General features: G+C 65.0%; 16 protein-coding genes and 1 tRNA gene. 10 read left to right on the top strand and 7 right to left on the bottom strand.

All coding sequences use genetic code 11. The annotated features are described in order from the left end of the window. The first annotated feature begins 29 nt into the window (after window positions 1-29). The 7 genes from WKF39_RS13170 (at window position 30) to WKF39_RS13200 (ending at window position 6,158) form a co-directional block, all read left to right on the top strand. Window positions 30-1,175 (top strand): amidohydrolase family protein, encoded by a 1,146-nt coding sequence (locus WKF39_RS13170; protein ID WP_340389138.1) that lies wholly within the window; start codon window positions 30-32, stop codon window positions 1,173-1,175. Next, window positions 1,172-1,504, top strand: a complete 333-nt coding sequence (locus WKF39_RS13175) for a NifU family protein (RefSeq protein ID WP_340389140.1) — start codon at window positions 1,172-1,174, stop codon at window positions 1,502-1,504. Before WKF39_RS13170 ends, WKF39_RS13175 begins: the two co-directional genes overlap by 4 nt. A 542-nt stretch (window positions 1,505-2,046) precedes the next feature. Then, window positions 2,047-3,216 carry an IS481 family transposase gene (locus tag WKF39_RS13180; protein ID WP_340388430.1) on the top strand — a complete coding sequence of 390 codons (1,170 nt, stop codon included), beginning with the start codon at window positions 2,047-2,049 and terminating at the stop codon, window positions 3,214-3,216. Window positions 3,217-3,568: 352 nt separating this feature from the next. Further along, a complete protein-coding gene (locus WKF39_RS13185; protein ID WP_340389142.1) occupies window positions 3,569-4,516 on the top strand; it encodes a class II glutamine amidotransferase in 948 nt (315 codons plus the stop codon). A gap of 622 nt (window positions 4,517-5,138) precedes the next feature. Beyond that, window positions 5,139-5,411: a metalloregulator ArsR/SmtB family transcription factor gene (locus WKF39_RS13190; RefSeq protein ID WP_340389144.1), complete on the top strand. Its 273-nt coding sequence runs from the start codon at window positions 5,139-5,141 to the stop codon at window positions 5,409-5,411. 10 nt (window positions 5,412-5,421) lie between these two features. Then, window positions 5,422-5,814 (top strand): VOC family protein, encoded by a 393-nt coding sequence (locus tag WKF39_RS13195; protein ID WP_340389146.1) that lies wholly within the window; start codon window positions 5,422-5,424, stop codon window positions 5,812-5,814. Further along, on the top strand, window positions 5,811-6,158 hold the full coding sequence (locus WKF39_RS13200; protein ID WP_340389148.1) for a hypothetical protein: 348 nt from the start codon (window positions 5,811-5,813) through the stop codon (window positions 6,156-6,158). Before WKF39_RS13195 ends, WKF39_RS13200 begins: the two co-directional genes overlap by 4 nt. Window positions 6,159-6,635: 477 nt before the next feature. Here the strand turns inward: WKF39_RS13200 and WKF39_RS13205 are convergent, their stop codons facing one another. After that, window positions 6,636-7,304: an isochorismatase family protein gene (locus tag WKF39_RS13205; protein ID WP_340389150.1), complete on the bottom strand. Its 669-nt coding sequence runs from the start codon at window positions 7,302-7,304 to the stop codon at window positions 6,636-6,638. Window positions 7,305-7,370: 66 nt separating this feature from the next. On the opposite strand from WKF39_RS13205, the gene WKF39_RS13210 reads away from it, so the two are divergent. Then, window positions 7,371-8,312 (top strand): helix-turn-helix domain-containing protein, encoded by a 942-nt coding sequence (locus tag WKF39_RS13210; protein WP_340389152.1) that lies wholly within the window; start codon window positions 7,371-7,373, stop codon window positions 8,310-8,312. A gap of 114 nt (window positions 8,313-8,426) precedes the next feature. Here the strand turns inward: WKF39_RS13210 and WKF39_RS13215 are convergent. From WKF39_RS13215 to WKF39_RS13235, 5 genes are all read right to left on the bottom strand, one after another. Then, window positions 8,427-8,503: transfer RNA gene (locus tag WKF39_RS13215), tRNA-Met, on the bottom strand. 57 nt (window positions 8,504-8,560) lie between these two features. Then, window positions 8,561-11,491 carry a UPF0182 family protein gene (locus WKF39_RS13220; protein WP_340389154.1) on the bottom strand — a complete coding sequence of 977 codons (2,931 nt, stop codon included), beginning with the start codon at window positions 11,489-11,491 and terminating at the stop codon, window positions 8,561-8,563. 30 nt (window positions 11,492-11,521) lie between these two features. Then, on the bottom strand, window positions 11,522-12,022 hold the full coding sequence (locus WKF39_RS13225; protein WP_340389156.1) for a PPA1309 family protein: 501 nt from the start codon (window positions 12,020-12,022) through the stop codon (window positions 11,522-11,524). Beyond that, entirely contained in the window at window positions 12,022-13,092 is a 1,071-nt protein-coding gene (locus WKF39_RS13230) for a PDZ domain-containing protein (protein WP_340389157.1), read from the bottom strand. The genes WKF39_RS13225 and WKF39_RS13230 overlap by 1 nt, the downstream gene beginning before the upstream one ends. 9 nt (window positions 13,093-13,101) lie before the next feature. Beyond that, window positions 13,102-13,551, bottom strand: a complete 450-nt coding sequence (locus tag WKF39_RS13235) for a molybdenum cofactor biosynthesis protein MoaE (protein ID WP_340389159.1) — start codon at window positions 13,549-13,551, stop codon at window positions 13,102-13,104. 66 nt (window positions 13,552-13,617) lie between these two features. Between WKF39_RS13235 and WKF39_RS13240 the strand changes: the two genes are divergently transcribed. Both WKF39_RS13240 and WKF39_RS13245 read left to right on the top strand, forming a co-directional pair. After that, window positions 13,618-14,934 (top strand): zinc-dependent metalloprotease, encoded by a 1,317-nt coding sequence (locus tag WKF39_RS13240; protein ID WP_340389161.1) that lies wholly within the window; start codon window positions 13,618-13,620, stop codon window positions 14,932-14,934. After that, entirely contained in the window at window positions 14,931-15,485 is a 555-nt protein-coding gene (locus WKF39_RS13245) for an NUDIX domain-containing protein (RefSeq protein WP_340389163.1), read from the top strand. Before WKF39_RS13240 ends, WKF39_RS13245 begins: the two co-directional genes overlap by 4 nt. Here WKF39_RS13245 and WKF39_RS13250 read toward each other — a convergent pair. Further along, window positions 15,445-15,936 carry a YgjP-like metallopeptidase domain-containing protein gene (locus WKF39_RS13250; RefSeq protein ID WP_340389164.1) on the bottom strand — a complete coding sequence of 164 codons (492 nt, stop codon included), beginning with the start codon at window positions 15,934-15,936 and terminating at the stop codon, window positions 15,445-15,447. The two genes, WKF39_RS13245 and WKF39_RS13250, sit on opposite strands and share 41 nt — an antisense overlap. Between the last annotated feature and the right edge of the window lie 164 nt (window positions 15,937-16,100).

Here is a 16,100-nt window from a genome sequence, read left to right on the forward strand (position 1 = left end):
TTCGCTGGACAGTGCCACCACCCTAGCCCGTGTCAGACCCGTTCCGGGGTAATCGAACGGCCCACATTAACCATATCTCGAACAGATTGTCCATTTTATGGCTACTTTATGCCTGCATAAGGTACGCTGCGGTCAACTCGGTAGCTACTTTCGAAGGAGGCCTCGTGAAGGACGGCATGTTCGTCTTCGACTGTGTGGTCCATACGCAGGACTTCACCGACCGTCAAATTGCGCCCGGACGCACTGGTCGCAACGTCGTGGCCCATCGGACCAATCAAGCGGCCTTCAACAAGCTGATGGCAAGCAAGGGGGGACCGGCTGACAAGGAAGACTTCTACGACCCGGTCGCCCCTGCTTGGGCAAATGCGCAGCTGTTCGAGCGTTCGGACACGGACCTGGCAATGGTGCAGACGGTGCCATTGTTCGGGCCGTGGAAGGACTCCCTCGGCCCCGCACGGTTGTGCCACGAGCTGGCCGCCTCCAACCCGAGCCGACTCCTCTTCACCGGAGGGGTTGACCCTTCTTGGCAGGGGCTTGACTTCGCCCTGGAGGAAATGGAGCGGCAGGTAGTCGAGTGGGGCGCAGTGAGCTTCAAGTTCTACGGCTACCAAGATCGCGCTCACTCCTGGGCCGCCGACAGCCGTGAGTTGGCGTACCCACTGTATGAGAAGGCGCTCGAGCTGGGCATCAAGCTCGTGCAGTTCCACAAGGGATACCCCCTTGGCATGCACCCCGTCGAAGCGTTCAAGCCCAACGACCTGCAGATGGCCGCCTACGACTTCCCGGACCTGAACTTCGGAATTCACCACATGGGAGACCCCTATGTCGATGAGACCATCAGCATCGCCGGACGCTTCCCGAACATCCACTTGATGCTTCCGCTGTGGTTCAACCAATTCTTCCTTCAGCCCTACCCGATGTACCACCGGCTCGGGCAGGCGCTGCTGAGTGTTGGCAACGAGCGCCTCTCCTACGGCTCTGAGGGCTTCATCTGGCCCGACATCCAGGCCTACATCAACCTGTGGGCAAAGATGGAGATGCCCGAGGAGCTTCAGGACAGGTACGGCTATCCAGAGCTCACCCGCGAGACCAAGGAACGCGTCTTCGGCCTCAACTTCGCAAACGCCCTGGGCGTTGATCTGGAGGCCAAGAAACGGGAGCTCGGCCTCTCGTGAGCGGACAGCAGATCGTCCTCGAGGAGCTCGAGCGGGCGCTGGAGACCATTCGTCCCCGTCTCAGGGGGCACGCCGGCGACATGACGGCCGAAATTGCCGCGCCGGGCGTTGTGGCTGTGACTTTCGAGGGAGCGTGCGAGACGTGTCCGGCGATGGCGGTGACGTACGCCGGGCTGGTTCGCACGGAGCTTCTCGCGGTTGCTGGGGTCCAGACTGTGAAGGCGTCGCAGGTCCATGCGTCCGGTAGGTCCTTGAACCGCATCGCCAAAGCCCTGGGCGGACGAGTCGTGGACGTGGAGTCCCCCGCGCCTGAGGCGCAACGTAGCTGAGCTGCCGACGACCGCGGCCATCGAACAGCTCCAACGACTCCTCGACACGTTCGTCGATGAGTGCAACCACCGCCGACCCCACCGCTCCCTGCCCCACCAGGCGACCCCGGCAGCCCTGTTCGACACCATGCCCAAAGCCCTGCCCGGCAACAGCCGAGACCCCCACACCCACATCCGCTTCCGCTTCCGCTTCCGGCACGACCGCATCGACAAAACCGGCGCCGTCACGCTACGCGTCAACGGCCGCCTCCACCACATCGGCGTCGGCCGAACCCACGCCCGAACCCACGTCATCCTGCTCATCGACGACCTACACGTCCGCATCATCAACGCAATCACCGGAAAACTCCTCCGCGACCTATACATCGACCCCAGCCGCGACGCAAAACCACATGAAAAAACTCCCGAACCTGCAAAATGCAGGTCCGGGAGTTTCCGATGTCCTGAGACATCACATTGGTAGCGGGGACAGTGTGCTGGTTCAGGACATAGGCAAGAGATCTCTCAAGACATAGGCAAGACTCCCGGCCACCCTTTCGGAGGTGTCCAAAGCCCGCCTCGTCATCACCGCGATCACCGTCCAAGGCCTGTCGCAAGCCCAAGCCGCCCGCACCTATGGACTGTCTGAGGCCTGGGTCTCACGCCTCATGGCCCGCTACCGGGTCGACGGCGAGGCCGCGTTCGAGCCCCGCTCGAGACGACCCAAGACGGCGCCAGCCGCGACACCAGCGACGACTGTCGAACTGATCGTCAGACTGCGACAAGACCTCTCCGCGGCAGGTCTGGACGCCGGCCCCGACACCATCAAGTGGCACCTCACACATCACCACAACATCACAGTCTCGGCCGCCACGATCAGCCGACACCTGACCAAAGCCGGCCTCGTGGTCCCTGAGCCGAAGAAGCGCCCCAAGTCCTCCTACGTCCGCTTCCAAGCCGCGATGCCCAACGAGACCTGGCAATCAGACTTCACCCACTACCGCCTCATCGACGGCGTCGATGTTGAGATCCTGAGCTGGCTCGACGACTGCACCCGCTACGCCATTAGCGTCACCGCCCACCGAAGGGTCACCACACCGATCGTGCTGGCCAAGTTCCGAGCAGCTGTCAAAACCGCCGGAATTCCAGCCTCAACGCTGACCGACAACGGGATGGTGTTCACCGTCAGACTCGCCGGCCTCGGACGCCAAGGCGGCCGCAATGCCTTCGAGCACGAACTCAGACGACTGCACGTGGTCCAGAAGAACGGCCGACCCAACCACCCCACGACCCAGGGCAAAGTCGAGAGATTCCAGCAGACACTCAAGAAGTGGCTCCGCGCGCAAAGTTTCCGCCCGGAAACAATCGAGCAACTGCAGACTCTGCTCGACGCGTTCGTCGACGAATACAACCACCGCCGACCTCATCGCTCATTGCCGCACCAAGCAACCCCAGCGGCCCTGTTCGACACCATGCCGAAAGCTCTGCCAGGCGACAGCCGAGACCGCGAAACCCATGACCGGATCCGTCACGACCGCATCGACAAAACAGGCGCCGTGACCCTGCGGGTCAACGGCAAACTCCACCACATCGGCGTCGGCCGAACCCACGCCCGAACCCACATCATCCTGCTCGTTCAGGACCTCGAAGTGAGGATCATCAATGCCGTCACCGGCGAACTGCTCCGCGAGCTGACCATCGACCCAGAACGCGACTACCAACCGCGCAAATAGCAAGTCCCGAACCCGCTTCCGCAGGTTCGGGACTTGCCTATCTCTTGAGACATCACAATGGTAGCGGGGCCAGGATTTGAACCTGTGACATCTGGGTTATGAGCCCAGCGAACAGGTGTCTGCCACGTACGTTAGCGGTGATAGGCAGCACCAGCGAGACACCCCCAGACGGGCAGATGGGCACGGGGACCAGGCCCCTCGGATGACGCCGCTCTGGATGAACAGCACCGGCGTCGAACGTGGCGCCGCCCGGGCCCATAGGCTGCAGATACGCGTGGTCCCCGGTAAGCGCAGGGAGCATCCGCGCCAAAGATCACGCTCCAGACAGCAGACCCGACAGTGAGGGAAACGCATGTGCCGAGTTCTCGCCTACATCGGGCCAGAGATACCTGTGGAGAATCTGCTGCTCAAGCCCGAGAACAGTCTCATTAACCAGACCCTCGACCCAGAGCGTCATCCGCAGCTTCAGCTGGCAGGCTGGGGATTCGGGATCTGGAGTGAACATCTGCTGAAGCCGGATGAGCCCCTGCTCTACCACCGACCGATGGCTGCGTTCTACGACGACAATGTTGCCGGCATCGTGCCAAGTCTTCAGACCAGCACGCTGCTTGCTCATGTGAGAGCTGCCGACTACAACTCGGCCACGGTCCTGGTCGACGAGAACTGCCACCCGTACTCATATCAGGGCACCCCCTGGATCATTGCCCAAAATGGTGACCTGCCGAACTGGAAGCTGTTGCAACGGGAGCTGCTCCAGCACTGCAAGGACGGGTTCCTGAAGCAGATGCGCGGCAACACCGATACGGAGTTCCTCTACGTGCTCCTGCTCTCCCTCCTCGAGGACGACAGCGACGAAGGTGTCCAGCGCGGATTCGAAGAGATGATGAAGCTCATCGTTCAGGCAATGAACAGTCTCGAGCTCGTGAGCCTGACCAAGTTGAAGATGGCCTTGGTCTCCCCGAACCGCATCATCGGAGTCAACTTCGGCGTAGGACACAAGGGCGAGACTGATCCTGCGGGGGAGTGGAGAGAACTGCGAAAGTCCGGCCCGGGTACGGATGATTTCGCTCTCTCCATGCTCCTGGAGCCGATGTATCTGCTGATGGGTCGCAACTTCGAGCATCACGAGACGACCTACGACTTCGAAGATTGCACGGAGGAGGAGGCGACGTCCGTCATCTTCGCCTCCGAGCCCCTGACTGAGCACGACGCCTGGTTGAACTTGGAGTTTGGTGAGATCGCCTTCCTCGAGAAGAAGGGCGAGAGCATCACGAGAAGCGTCGCCAGATTGAAGGTCTAGCGGCGCTTCCCACCGACCTGCGAGCAGTCACCGCCGGGAGGGCAAAGGTGTGGCTCTGAATCTCGTGTCTTCGCACGCAGAAGTGTCCTGATGCGGCGAAAAGACGCGCTACTGGTCACGCTCCGCGTGACGATCGGTGTACCGACTCTCGACGGCTGAGATCCGATATTTCGCGACCTCAGCACCAGGAAGCTCTGGCGTCAGCAGTGGGTGTTCGTCCTCGTCCCCTGCGGTGCGGAAGGACATCAGCACTTCGTCACTGTCCCAGTGCTCGCAAGTGTCGATGCGCTCTGGGTCCATCGGGTCGGCCGACTGGACGAAGTCCTGGCACTCGGGCGCCTGACGGGCGGCTGCGCTCAGAGGCGGCCGCGAGGAGATGGCCAGCGATGATGATCACCGGCCCCAGATTGCCACAATGACGACTCGGGGAGTCGTCTTCAAGGCGCCTCCGGAGAAGCCGGGCGTCCTTGTCTGGCACGGCCTGGGCGCGCGTCATAGCCGGGATCTGCTCGGTTTGCACCCTGTGTCGATCCGGGGCCATGCGCGAACGTGACGGCGCGACTCTAGCCCCGCCTGCTAAATCCCCTGGACAGGCAAGCAGACACTTGCATATTATCGAGGGATGGGAGGCGTGTACCGGGCGCTGGCAGATGCCACGCGACGTCAGATCTTGGATGAGCTGTTCGATCGGGACGGCCTGACGCTCTTCGATGTCTGCACCCGCTTGGCCATGAAGCATGGAAGCGCATCGAGTCGACAAGCGATCTCCCAGCACCTCTCGGTCCTTGAGGACGCGGACCTCGTCCGTTCGCATCGCGAGGGTCGAACGAAAGTCCACCACCTGAACACTCAGCCGCTACTTGAGATCTCGCAGCGGTGGCCGACATCGAGATAGGAGCAATACCTTGCACGCACGACTGCATGTCACAAACGTCTTGGTCGACGACCAGGAAAAGGCTCTCGCCTTCTACACCGACCAGCTCGGCTTCGTCCTGAAGACCGACGTGCCCTTGGGGCAGCATCGCTGGCTCACGGTCGCCGAGCCCGACGCTGCTCACAGCGTCGAGCTGCTTCTGGAGCCGGACGAGCACCCTGCCGCGAGATCCTTCAAGGAGGCGCTGTTCGCCGACGGCATCCCCTGCACGTCCTTCGCGGTCGAGGATGTCCACGTCGCACACCGCGAGCTCGAACAGCGCGGCGTCCGATTTACCCAACCCCCGACGGCGATGGGCGAAATGGTCACGGCGATCCTGGACGACACCTGCGGCAACCTGATCCAGCTTGTCAGCGGCTCATGAGCTCGGACCACCTCAACTCCTTCGACGCCGAAGGACGCAAGTCAGGGCTGTGGTCCGAACCCGACCCCCATGGCGGCACCATGACCGGGGAATATCTCGACGGCGACCGTGCCGGGCACTGGCGACACTTCGCTGGCGATGGTCGCCTTCGCTCCGAAGGTGGATACGACCGGGGTGAGCTCCACGGAGCCTGGATCTGGTACCGAGCCAACGGCGTCCTCCGTCAGAAGGGCACCTTCGACCAGGGCGTAAAGGACGGCGCCTGGGAACGATGGGACCCACAGGGCAACCACCTTGATACCACCTGGTGGAAGAAGGGACGCAGACACAAGCCGAAATCCTGAAAGCCACCCACCCTGCTACAGGACGCTGTTGTCCGCGCCCGGTCGAGGCTGCGCAGATGCTCCGCGAGGCCAACTCTGATGGCCAAGCCCTACTCGCCCGGCTGGATGCCGCGCATGCCGCGGCGACGTCGTCAGATTCGCTGACCGCAACCGGTTCGCGTCCTGGACTGGCACGGCGCCGCTTGACGAATCATCGGGTGAGCAGACAAGCCATCGTCTCTCCCTGGCCGGGAACGTCGGATGAACCGGATGATCCACATCGCCGCGACCACCCAGATCTGGCTCGATACCGAAGGACGGGCCTACTACCAACGCAAGCTCGCGGCCAGCAAACCAGGATGGAAGCGATGCGCTGTCTCAAGCGCCGGATCTCTGATGCCGTGTTCCGCCAGCTGGTCGCTGACGCTCGAGCCTTCAACCAACAAGAGACTGGTGCTGCTCAGGACGAAGCTTGCACCAACACCGGCTCGCCTTGTGTCACGCGCCGAACTCGGCGAGGCCCTGCACCGCGGAAGTCCCGAGATCGCTCTTAGGCAGGGCGACGCCGTTCCTCGTCGCTGCGATCCAGGTCTCGGTGTCGGCGACTGCTGCGAAGTTCGAGTGCAGCAGCGTCATGAGCGTGCTGTGCAACTGCTCCGCGGACGCCGATCCGGCCTCGTTGGACAGGTGGATGGCTCCGGTGGCGTCGGAGAGGATCTCAGTGGCGAGCCCACGGCCTTCCGCCTCGACAGCCGTTGCAATGTCACAGTTGTTGGTCATGTAGCCAGCAATGACGATCGTGTCGACACCCTGCTCGTGCAGCCACTCCCCCACGTCCGTACCAGCGAAGACGCTGCCGAAGCTCTTCGTCGCGCGCTTCCACTCCGGGCGCACGCGCTTGGCCACGTCCGGGTGGAGCTCCCAGCTCGCGGAGTTGACGGCGAACACGGGAGCGCCCTCGGGCAGCTCGTGCTGCACGACCACGACAGGCATGTTGAGATCGGCGGCGATATCCATCGCCCGAGTGATGTTCGCGAGCGACTGCTCGACTGGCGGGTGCTGCACGGTCAGGGGGCCGTCGAAGTACTCCTGTTGCACGTCGACGACGAAGAGGGCTCTACGCGGTGCAGTCATGGTGTTCTCCTTGATCGAGGGTTGCTCATCCATCGTGCAGCCTTTCGATCGGCTATCGTGAGTGGCTCAGAGGCACACTTACGATGAGTTTGGGACAAGATGAAGATCGCCATTCACGCCTTCGACGGCATGAGCCTGTTTCACCTCGCGGCACCCTCGCTGGTGTTCGGCGAAGTCGCCCGGCTGGGTCTTGCGCCGACCTGGCAGACCATCGTCTGGTCCGAGTCCTCCCACGTGCGGACCGTCGACGGAGTCCTTCTCTCCGACCTGAGCAGCCCTGCCGACGCATCCGGTGCTGATGTGCTGGTCTTCCCGTCATGGCACAGCGATCTCCGCGCGACGGGCCCGGAAATGATCAACCTGATCCACACGGCGCATGGTCGCGGGGTCCGAGTGGCAGGGCTGTGCCTCGGAGCCTTCCCCGTTGTTGACTCCGGGGTGCTCGACGGTCGAGAGGCCGTGACGCACTGGGGCGCGGCGGCCGCTCTGTCCTCGCGTCGTGAAAATGTGACCGTGAACGCAGACGCCATCTACGTCGACCACGGTGACGTCCTCACCTCGGCCGGGACCGCTTCGGCCATCGACGCATGCCTGCACGTGGTGCGAACACTCCTTGGCTCAGACGCTGCAGCGACCGTCGCGCGACACCTGGTCGTCGCACCCCACCGCGACGGCGGGCAGTCCCAGTACGTCTTGCGACCGGTGCCTGAGCACGCCGGATCCGCGCAGCTCGGCAGGACGATCGACTGGGCGCTCGCCCGCCTGGACGAACCGCTCACGGTCGACGCGATGTCGGAGCACGCCGGGATGAGCAGGCGCAACTTCACGCGACGCTTCGCCGAGACCACCGGCTCCAGCCCGGCTGCCTGGATCCTCAGCCGCCGACTCGACGAGTCCCGCCGCCTGCTGGAACGTACGTCATTGCCGATCGACAAGGTCGCCCGCGACTGCGGTTTCAACAGCGTGGTGACGTTTCGACAACGATTCGCGTCCACCTACGGCACAACCCCCTCCTCCTACAGGCGGCGCTTCGCCAACTAGCGCCTGGCACGGGGCCGATCAGCCGGCGTACGTGGTGCGCGGTCGTTCCGGTACTGACCTGAAGGCATGACAAAGGCCCCTGACCGGCATCTCTGCTGGTCAGGGGCCTTCATTTGGTAGCGGGGACAGGATTTGAACCTGTGACCTCTGGGTTATGAGCCCAGCGAGCTACCGAGCTGCTCCACCCCGCGTCGCTTCGACTACTTTACGGGGCCGGGACCCGCGGATCAAATCCGGGGTCCCCGCACCTACTTCTTCTTGGCCGCCGCCTCATCCTCGACAGCCTTTTGAGCTGCTTCGATCGCGTCGGCCATCTGGGCGATCCGGCGCTGGTATGTCGACAGGTCGCCGTCCTTGAGCGCCTTCTGCGCATCCTCGTAGAAGCCGGTTGCGTCGTCGAGGAGGGCCGACGCGGTCTTGGACGCAGGTGTCTCCTCACCCGGAGTTGTCGGATCGCTCGGGTCGTCGAGCTCGTCTGGCGTCGAGCCGGCCTCGAGACCGAGTGCTACGCGCAAGGCCTCATCGAGCGTCTGACCGAAGCCGACATCCTTGCCGAATGACGCGATGACGAACTGCAGCACCGGATAGGAGCCCTCGACCGCGCTCCGCTGGATGTAGACCGGCTGGACATACAGCAACCCGTCACCGACAGGCAGGGTGAGCAGGTTGCCGCGCAGGATGTTGGCCTGTTTCGACTGCTCGAACTGCAGCAACGCCTGGGTGACTCCCTTGTCGGTCTGGAAGTCGTTGGCGATCTGGCTCGGACCGGGTATCTGCGTCTCGCTCGGCAGCTGCAGGATCTGCATCTTGCCGTAGTTCGCAGTGTCCGTCGCCTCGGAGTTGACCGACACGAATGACGCGAGGTTCTGTCTGCTGTTGGGCAGATAGACGCTGGTCACGGAGAACTGCGGGTTGTCCTCGCCGGGGCGGGCCGTGGACAGATAATAGGGCGGCTGCAGTGCGTTGGAGCCTGTCGGTGCCGTCGGGTCCTCCGGCACCTTCCAGCGCTCACCGTCCTCATAGAACGTCTGTGCGTCGGTCACGTGATAGCGCTGCAAGACATCGCGCTGCACCTTGAACAGATCGACCGGATAGCGCAAGTGCTCCAGGAGCGCGCTGCTGATGTTGGCCTTGGGCTCGACGACGTTGGGGAAGACCTTCATCCACGTCTTCAGGATCGGGTCCTTCGTGTCCCACTGATAGAGCTTGACCGAGCCGTCGTAGGCATCGACCACGGCCTTGACCGAGTTGCGCATGTAGTTGACCTGATCGGTCGGCAGCGCGGCCTGTGACTGGCCGTCGGTCAGGGTGTCGGCCGTGGAGTCCCGCAGCGAGCGGTGCTCAGAGTATGGATAGGAGTTGCTCGTCGTGTAGGCATCGACGATCCACACCACGCGACCGTCGACGACAGCAGGATAGGAGTCGCCGTCGGCCGTCAGCCACGGTGCGACCTTCTTGACCCGCTCACGCGGCTCACGGTCGTAGAGGATCTTCGAGGCGGAGTTGACCCGGCTCGACAGGACGATGTTGGGCTCGGCGAACTTGAAGGCATACAGGGCCTTGTTGAACAGGCCACCGATGGGCACACCGCCCTTGCCGTCGTACGTGTTCTGGGTCGCGTTGGCCTTGCCCGCGTCGTCGGTCGCTGCGCCACCGCGGGGGATGTCGACCTCGATCGGCTGCGCACCCTTGGGGCGTCCGACGATCGAGTAGGACGGCGACTGCTCGCCGAAATAGATCCGCGGGGGCGTCGTGGTCTCGATCTCACCGACCAGCGGGATGTCCCGCGCGACGAACACCGGCTCGCCATTGGGTCCACGCTCGTTGCCGCGCGCCGCGACGATGCCATAGCCGTGCGTGTAGATCGTGTGGTCGTTGGCCCAGTTGCGCTGACTGGACTGCAGGCCCGACAGGTTGAGCTCACGCGCCGCGATGATCGTGTCCTGCGGCTGGGTCTCGTCGCCGAGCTTGTAGCGATCGACATCCAGCGTCTTGGGCACGGTGTAGTAGCCACGCACCTGCTGGAGCTGCTCGAAGGCGTCGGCGATGAGCGTCGGATCCAGCAGTCGGGTGCTGACTCGCGACTCCGCAGATGAGGCCAGCTCGGCCGGTGTCAGGGCCGTCTTGGCGGAGTAGGACTCGACCTTGGTGCTGTCGACGTCGTATGCCTGACGGGTCGCCTCGATGTTGCGCTTGATGAACGGCGCTTCCTTGTCCGGCTCGGACGGCTTGACCTGGAAGCCCTGCATGACCGCTGGCCAGATCGCACCGATCAGGATCGAGGTCAGCGCGAGCAAGCCGAGACCGATCGCCGGCAACGCCCAGGAGCGGATGAATATCGCCGCGAAGAACAGAAGCGCGCACACGATCGCGACGCCGATCAGGATGTTCTTGCTGGGGATGCGGGCGTTGATGTCGGTGTATGTGCCGCCGTCGATCAGCTTGCCCGAGCTGATCATCAGACCGAACCGGTCGAGGTAGTAGGACACCGCCTTGAGCAGGACGCCGAGGCCGACCAGCACCGAGAGGTGCATCTGCGCAGCCCGGGTCAGCTTGGGCCCGCGCCCCGCGATGCGGATGCCGCCATAGACATAGTTGAGGAACAGGACGGCGAGCACCGTGATGACGATCAGCGCGAACGAGAACGACGACAGGAAGCGCCACCACGGATAGTCGAAGACGTAGAAGCCGACGTCCTTGTTGAACTGCGGGTCCTTGATGCCGAACGAGCTGCCGTTGCGCCACATCTTGTAGGTGTCCCAGTGGGCTTGGGCGACAGATCCGGCGAAACCGGTCAGCACGACGCCAAGACCGATCGTGACGGGGCGCAGGAGCGGGGTCAGCGCCAGCCGATAGCGGTATGCCGGGTCGTCGCGTCGCATCGGCGCGGCGTCGGGACGCGTCCGGTAGGCGATGTAGAGGTTGGCGACGACGAACAGGCCGAAGATCAGGCCCATCACGAGGAACAGGGTCACCCGAGTGAGCAGCACGCTGCGGAACACGTCGCCGTAGCCGACCGACTGGAACCACAGGCGATCGGTCCAGACGTTGGTGAAGATCGATCCGAGGAACAGCAGTGCCGCGAGCGTGATGAGGGTGGGCACGAGCACCCGCTGGCGCCGCTCGGGAGCGCGCCCTGGCGGCCGGCGGGGTGCGGGTGTTCCGAAGATGTCGCTCACGTGGCTCCAGGTGGTGGGGGTGACAAGACTCTATGCCAGTGTGCGCCGAAGGTGCTCGATCAGTCCGGGGACCAGATCGGGACCTTCGAGCAGCTCAGCATCGAGGGGTTCTTTGGCGCGTACGGCGCTGTGCGCTGCGCCGTCGCGGATGACTGCCGCGACGAGTCGCACCTCGCGGCGGTCGGGGTGAGCCGCGGCGGCGGCGAGCAGCTCGTCCGGGTCGTCGGGAAGTGATGCTTCGGCCTCCGGCGGCAGCATGATGCGCTCGACGACGGCAGCGCAGCCAGCGACGGCATCGGGCCACACGATCTCGGTCAGCAGGTCCTCGAGCTCGCGGTCCTGCGGCAGCTCCTGCTCGACCGGGGTGATGCCCACCGGATCATCGGACAGCTGACCGGCGAGGCCCGGCTCGCGGGCCACCAGGTCAGCGGTCGGGACGAGCGCGAAAAGGCGGGGCGGCTGGTCCCAGCCCTGCGCTGCGACGTGGGACTCGACCTCGAGGGCGACCCGTCGCAGGGGCGAGTCGGGCATCAGCTGCATGAGGGCACCGAAGCCTTCGGATTGGTGGCGAGCGCCTCCAGCGAGGAGATCGCGTCGGAGAGCTTCGTGACCTTGACCAGCTTGAGGCCGTGGTCGTCGCCATCGACGGCCTCGGCGCAGTTGGCCGCGGGCACCAGGAAGATCGTCGCTCCGTCGTCCGAGGCGCCGGCCATCTTCTGCCGAACGCCGCCGATCGGTCCGACCGTGCCATCAGGTCCGATCTCGCCGGTACCGGCGATCCTCTTGCCGCCGGTCAGCTGACCGGCCGTCAGCTTGTCGTAGATCGCGAGGGCGAACATCGAGCCGGCACTCGGCCCGCCGATCGAGCTGCCAACCGTGTTGTCGATCTTGAACGGGAAGCGGTACTTCACGCCGAGCGTGACGCCGATACGCGGGATGGCCTTGTCCTTGGGATCTGCGCGCGTCACGATCGGGACATCTTTGGTCTCGCCCTTGCGCTCGATCGTCAGGCTGACGGTCTCACCGGGCCGGTGCGCACCGACACCCTTGACCGCGGCGTCGGGTGTGGCGACCTTCGAGCCGTCTACGGCCGTGACGATGTCGCCCACTTTCAGGAGCTTCGCGGCCGCGCCGCCCTTGACCAGACCAGCCACCGAGGCCCGGCCGGTCACGGTGTAGCCGGCGGCCCGCAGCGCGGCGACCCGCGATGAGTCCTTGGATCCCAACAGCTGGGCTGCGGAAGCGGCACTGGACTGCTCGGCCGTCTCGTCCTCGGGATAGACCTGCGTCTTGGGGACCACGGCGACATCAGGGTCGAAGAAGGCTGTCATCGCGCCGACCAACGAGACGCGCCCGTCGGGTCGGGTGACCGAGACCGTCGTGAAGTCCAGCGAGCCGGAGGTCGGATAGGTCTTGACGTCCTTGCCGAAGGTGAACACCGGCTTGTCCTCGAACTTGCCGAGGGTGTCGATGGCCGGCCCAGGCTTCAGCGTGACGTAGGGCACCGGCACCAACCAGGCGACGCACGTGATCACGATGAGGGAGATCGCTGCCACGACCAAGGTCGTGTAGCGACGGCTCAACTGATGCGGGTCGGACACACCGTGAGCCTAGTCAGTCCCGGCAACCCGCGTGTCCTCGCCCGACCCGACCCACGCGGCGTCGCCCGAGACGTATGTCTGGTGCTTCCAGACCGGGACATCGGTCTTGAGCTCGTCTATCAGCCGCCGGCAGGCCTCGAACGCCTGTGCCCGGTGCGCGGCCGACGCCGCGACGACGACAGCCAGGTCCCCCACCGCGAGGTCACCCGTGCGGTGAACCCCGGCCAGCGCGACGACGTCGCACTCGACCGCGATGCGATCGGCGACGTCACGCAAGCGGTCCCGCGCCGTAGGATGCGAGGAATAGCCGAGTGCAGCAACGTCTCGACCCTCGTCGTGGTCACGAACAGTCCCGACGAAGACGCAGATGCCGCCGGCCAGGGGATCGGTCACCGCGGCATACACCTCGTCGAGGCTCAGCGGGACGTCGCGGATGTCGATGAGGCGGACGGCAGTCATGGTGATTCATCGTAAAGCGAACACAGATCCCGTGGGACCCGCGGAGCGACTCGCTACTGTTGACGTATGGCCGAGAATGAGAACGAAGAGCCCGACAACCCCTTCAAGGGAACGCCCATGGAGCAGCTGTTCGGTGCGTTCTCGGGCGGCCAGATGGACATGAGCGAGATCATGGGCCAGATGCAGAAGATGTTCGCGCCGCACGAGGGCAGCGTCAACTTCGACCTGGCGAAGGACGTCGCTCGGCACACCCTCGCCGCCGCAGGCCCCGACCCCACGCCCAACTCGGCCCAGCAGGGCGCCGTCGACGACGCCGCCCGCCTTGCCGAGTCCTGGCTCGACACCATCACCACGATCCCCGCCGGAGCCACGACCGCGACAGCCTGGAGCAAGGCCGAGTGGATCGAGGCCACGGCTGACACCTGGCAGCAGCTCGTCGAGCCGATCGCCCAGCACGTCGTGAGCGCCATGAGTGAAGCCCTGCCGGAGCAGGCCAAGGCCATGGCCGGGCCGCTCATGGGCATGCTGTCGCAGGCCGGTGGGGCGATGTTCGGCCAGCAGATCGGCCAAGCCCTCGGTGGTCTCGCCGGCGAGGTCACCTCGTCCACCGACATCGGCATCCCGCTCGGCACCGAACGGATCGCCGCCGTGCTGCCGGCCGGTGTCGAGGCGTTCGGCGAAGGCCTCGAGCAATCGGCCTCCGACGTGCTCCTCTACATCATGCTGCGCGAGAGCGCGCACCACCGGCTGTTCCACCACTCCCCCTGGCTGCGTCCGGCAGTGGTCGGCGCGATCGAGGAGTTCGGTCGCGGCACCCGCATCGATGTCTCTGCGATCGAGTCCCAGCTCCATGGCCTCGACCCGTCGCGTCCCGAGGAGATCCAGGAGGCGCTCGCCGGAGGGCTGTTCGAGCCCGAGCGCACCCCCGAGCAGCAGAAGGCGCTCGACCGGCTGGAGACCTTGTTGGCATTGATCGAGGGCTGGGTGGACGAGGTCGTCTCCGAGGCGACCAAGGAGCGGATGCCCGCTGCGGGCCCCCTCGCCGAGGCGATGCGTCGGCGTCGCGCAGCCGGGGGTCCGGCCGAGCAGACCTTCGCCTCCCTCGTGGGGCTCGAGCTGCGACCGCGCAAGCTCCGCGAGGCCACCACCTTGTGGGCGGCGCTGCGTGACCGGCAAGGTCCGGATGCCCGCGACACGGTCTGGAGCCATCCCGATCTCATGCCGACGGCCGCAGATCTCGACGATCCTCTGGGCTTCGCTCAGGGTGAGTCCCGCACCCAGGGCGATGACGACTTCGATGCGGCCCTCGGCGAGCTGCTCGACGGCCATACCGACCCCGGCGACGAGACCGGTGACGCTGCGCCCGACGGCCCTCGGGAGTGACGCTGCGCGACGACGCGCAGGCCGTGCTCGCCGACTGGTCGCCCCCGGGCCCTGAGCAGGAGCGCCTGCGCGCGCTCTATCTCTCCCACATCGCGGCACGCGACGACGCATGGAGCAAGGGCTGCCACCCCGATCACCTGACCGCGAGCGCCATCATCTTCTCCGCCGATCACCGGCGCGTCCTGCTGACCCTGCACCGCGTCATCAAGCGGTGGCTGCAGACCGGTGGCCACTGCGAGCCCGACGACTCGACGCTCGCCGATGCCGCACTGCGGGAGGGCCGTGAGGAGAGCGGCATCCCAGACCTGACGATCGATCCTGTGCCGGTGCTGCTGTCGCGTCACGAGGTCCCGTCGTGTGGACCGATCCGGCCATCGCACCATCTCGACGTGCAATATGTCGCGGTGGCTCCACCCGGAGGCCAGCTCGTCATCAGCGACGAGTCCGACGACCTCGCCTGGTTCGACGTCAGCGCCCTGCCGGATGGAACCGATCAGTCCGTCCAGGACCTCATCGCTGCCGCCACGACACGCCTTCGAGAAACCCCTTAGCCTTCGCCGTCTCGGGATAGGCCTCGACGAGCGCCCAGAATCGTTTGCTGTGGTTGGGCTCGATGAGGTGCGCGAGCTCGTGCAGCAGGACGTAGTCGATGACCCATTCGGGCATGCCCTTGAGTCGGTCGGACAACCGGATGCTGCGATCGTCGCTCGTGCACGATCCCCATCGGCTGTTCTGGTTGGAGACCCATCTCACCGACGCCGGAACCGCCTGGCCATCGAGCCACGTGCGTGAGAGCACGGTCGCGCGGGCCTGGAGGTCGTCATCGCTGGGCCGTACGCGCTGCTCGCGCCGGTCGAGCCGCTCGACGAGGCTGCGGACGTGCCGCTCCTCCTCAGCGGGTGACAGGTGCGCCGGCATCAGGACGATGGTCTTGTCACCCTCGCGATAGGCGCGCACCGTGCGCTTGCGGCGCGTGCTGCGCCGGATCTCGACCTCACTCATGCAGGTGAATCTACTGGCCGGGGCCCACCTTTTATCCGTCCACAGCGCGGCCTGTGCATCGCGGCTGGTCAGCCGAGCAGTCCGGGCCGATCCGCTGGCCGGCACACAGGTTGTGCACCGCGCCGTCCACATACCTGGTCGGCGTTCCCCACAACTTGTCCCCA

This window comes from Aeromicrobium sp. (genome assembly GCF_037719875.1).
In the GTDB taxonomy this organism is placed as follows: domain Bacteria; phylum Actinomycetota; class Actinomycetes; order Propionibacteriales; family Nocardioidaceae; genus Aeromicrobium.

Bases quoted from the DNA above. Each gene is read 5' to 3' on its own strand.
- WKF39_RS13205 (WP_340389150.1), bottom strand. From the start codon at position 7,304: ATGGATGAGCAACCCTCGATCAAGGAGAACACCATGACTGCACCGCGT.
- WKF39_RS13225 (WP_340389156.1), bottom strand. From the start codon at position 12,022: ATGCCCGACTCGCCCCTGCGACGGGTCGCCCTCGAGGTCGAGTCCCAC.
- WKF39_RS13235 (WP_340389159.1), bottom strand. From the start codon at position 13,551: ATGACTGCCGTCCGCCTCATCGACATCCGCGACGTCCCGCTGAGCCTC.
- WKF39_RS13185 (WP_340389142.1), top strand. From the start codon at position 3,569: ATGTGCCGAGTTCTCGCCTACATCGGGCCAGAGATACCTGTGGAGAAT.
- WKF39_RS13200 (WP_340389148.1), top strand. From the start codon at position 5,811: ATGAGCTCGGACCACCTCAACTCCTTCGACGCCGAAGGACGCAAGTCA.
- WKF39_RS13240 (WP_340389161.1), top strand. From the start codon at position 13,618: ATGGCCGAGAATGAGAACGAAGAGCCCGACAACCCCTTCAAGGGAACG.
- WKF39_RS13190 (WP_340389144.1), top strand. From the start codon at position 5,139: ATGGGAGGCGTGTACCGGGCGCTGGCAGATGCCACGCGACGTCAGATC.
- WKF39_RS13250 (WP_340389164.1), bottom strand. From the start codon at position 15,936: ATGAGTGAGGTCGAGATCCGGCGCAGCACGCGCCGCAAGCGCACGGTG.
- WKF39_RS13210 (WP_340389152.1), top strand. From the start codon at position 7,371: ATGAAGATCGCCATTCACGCCTTCGACGGCATGAGCCTGTTTCACCTC.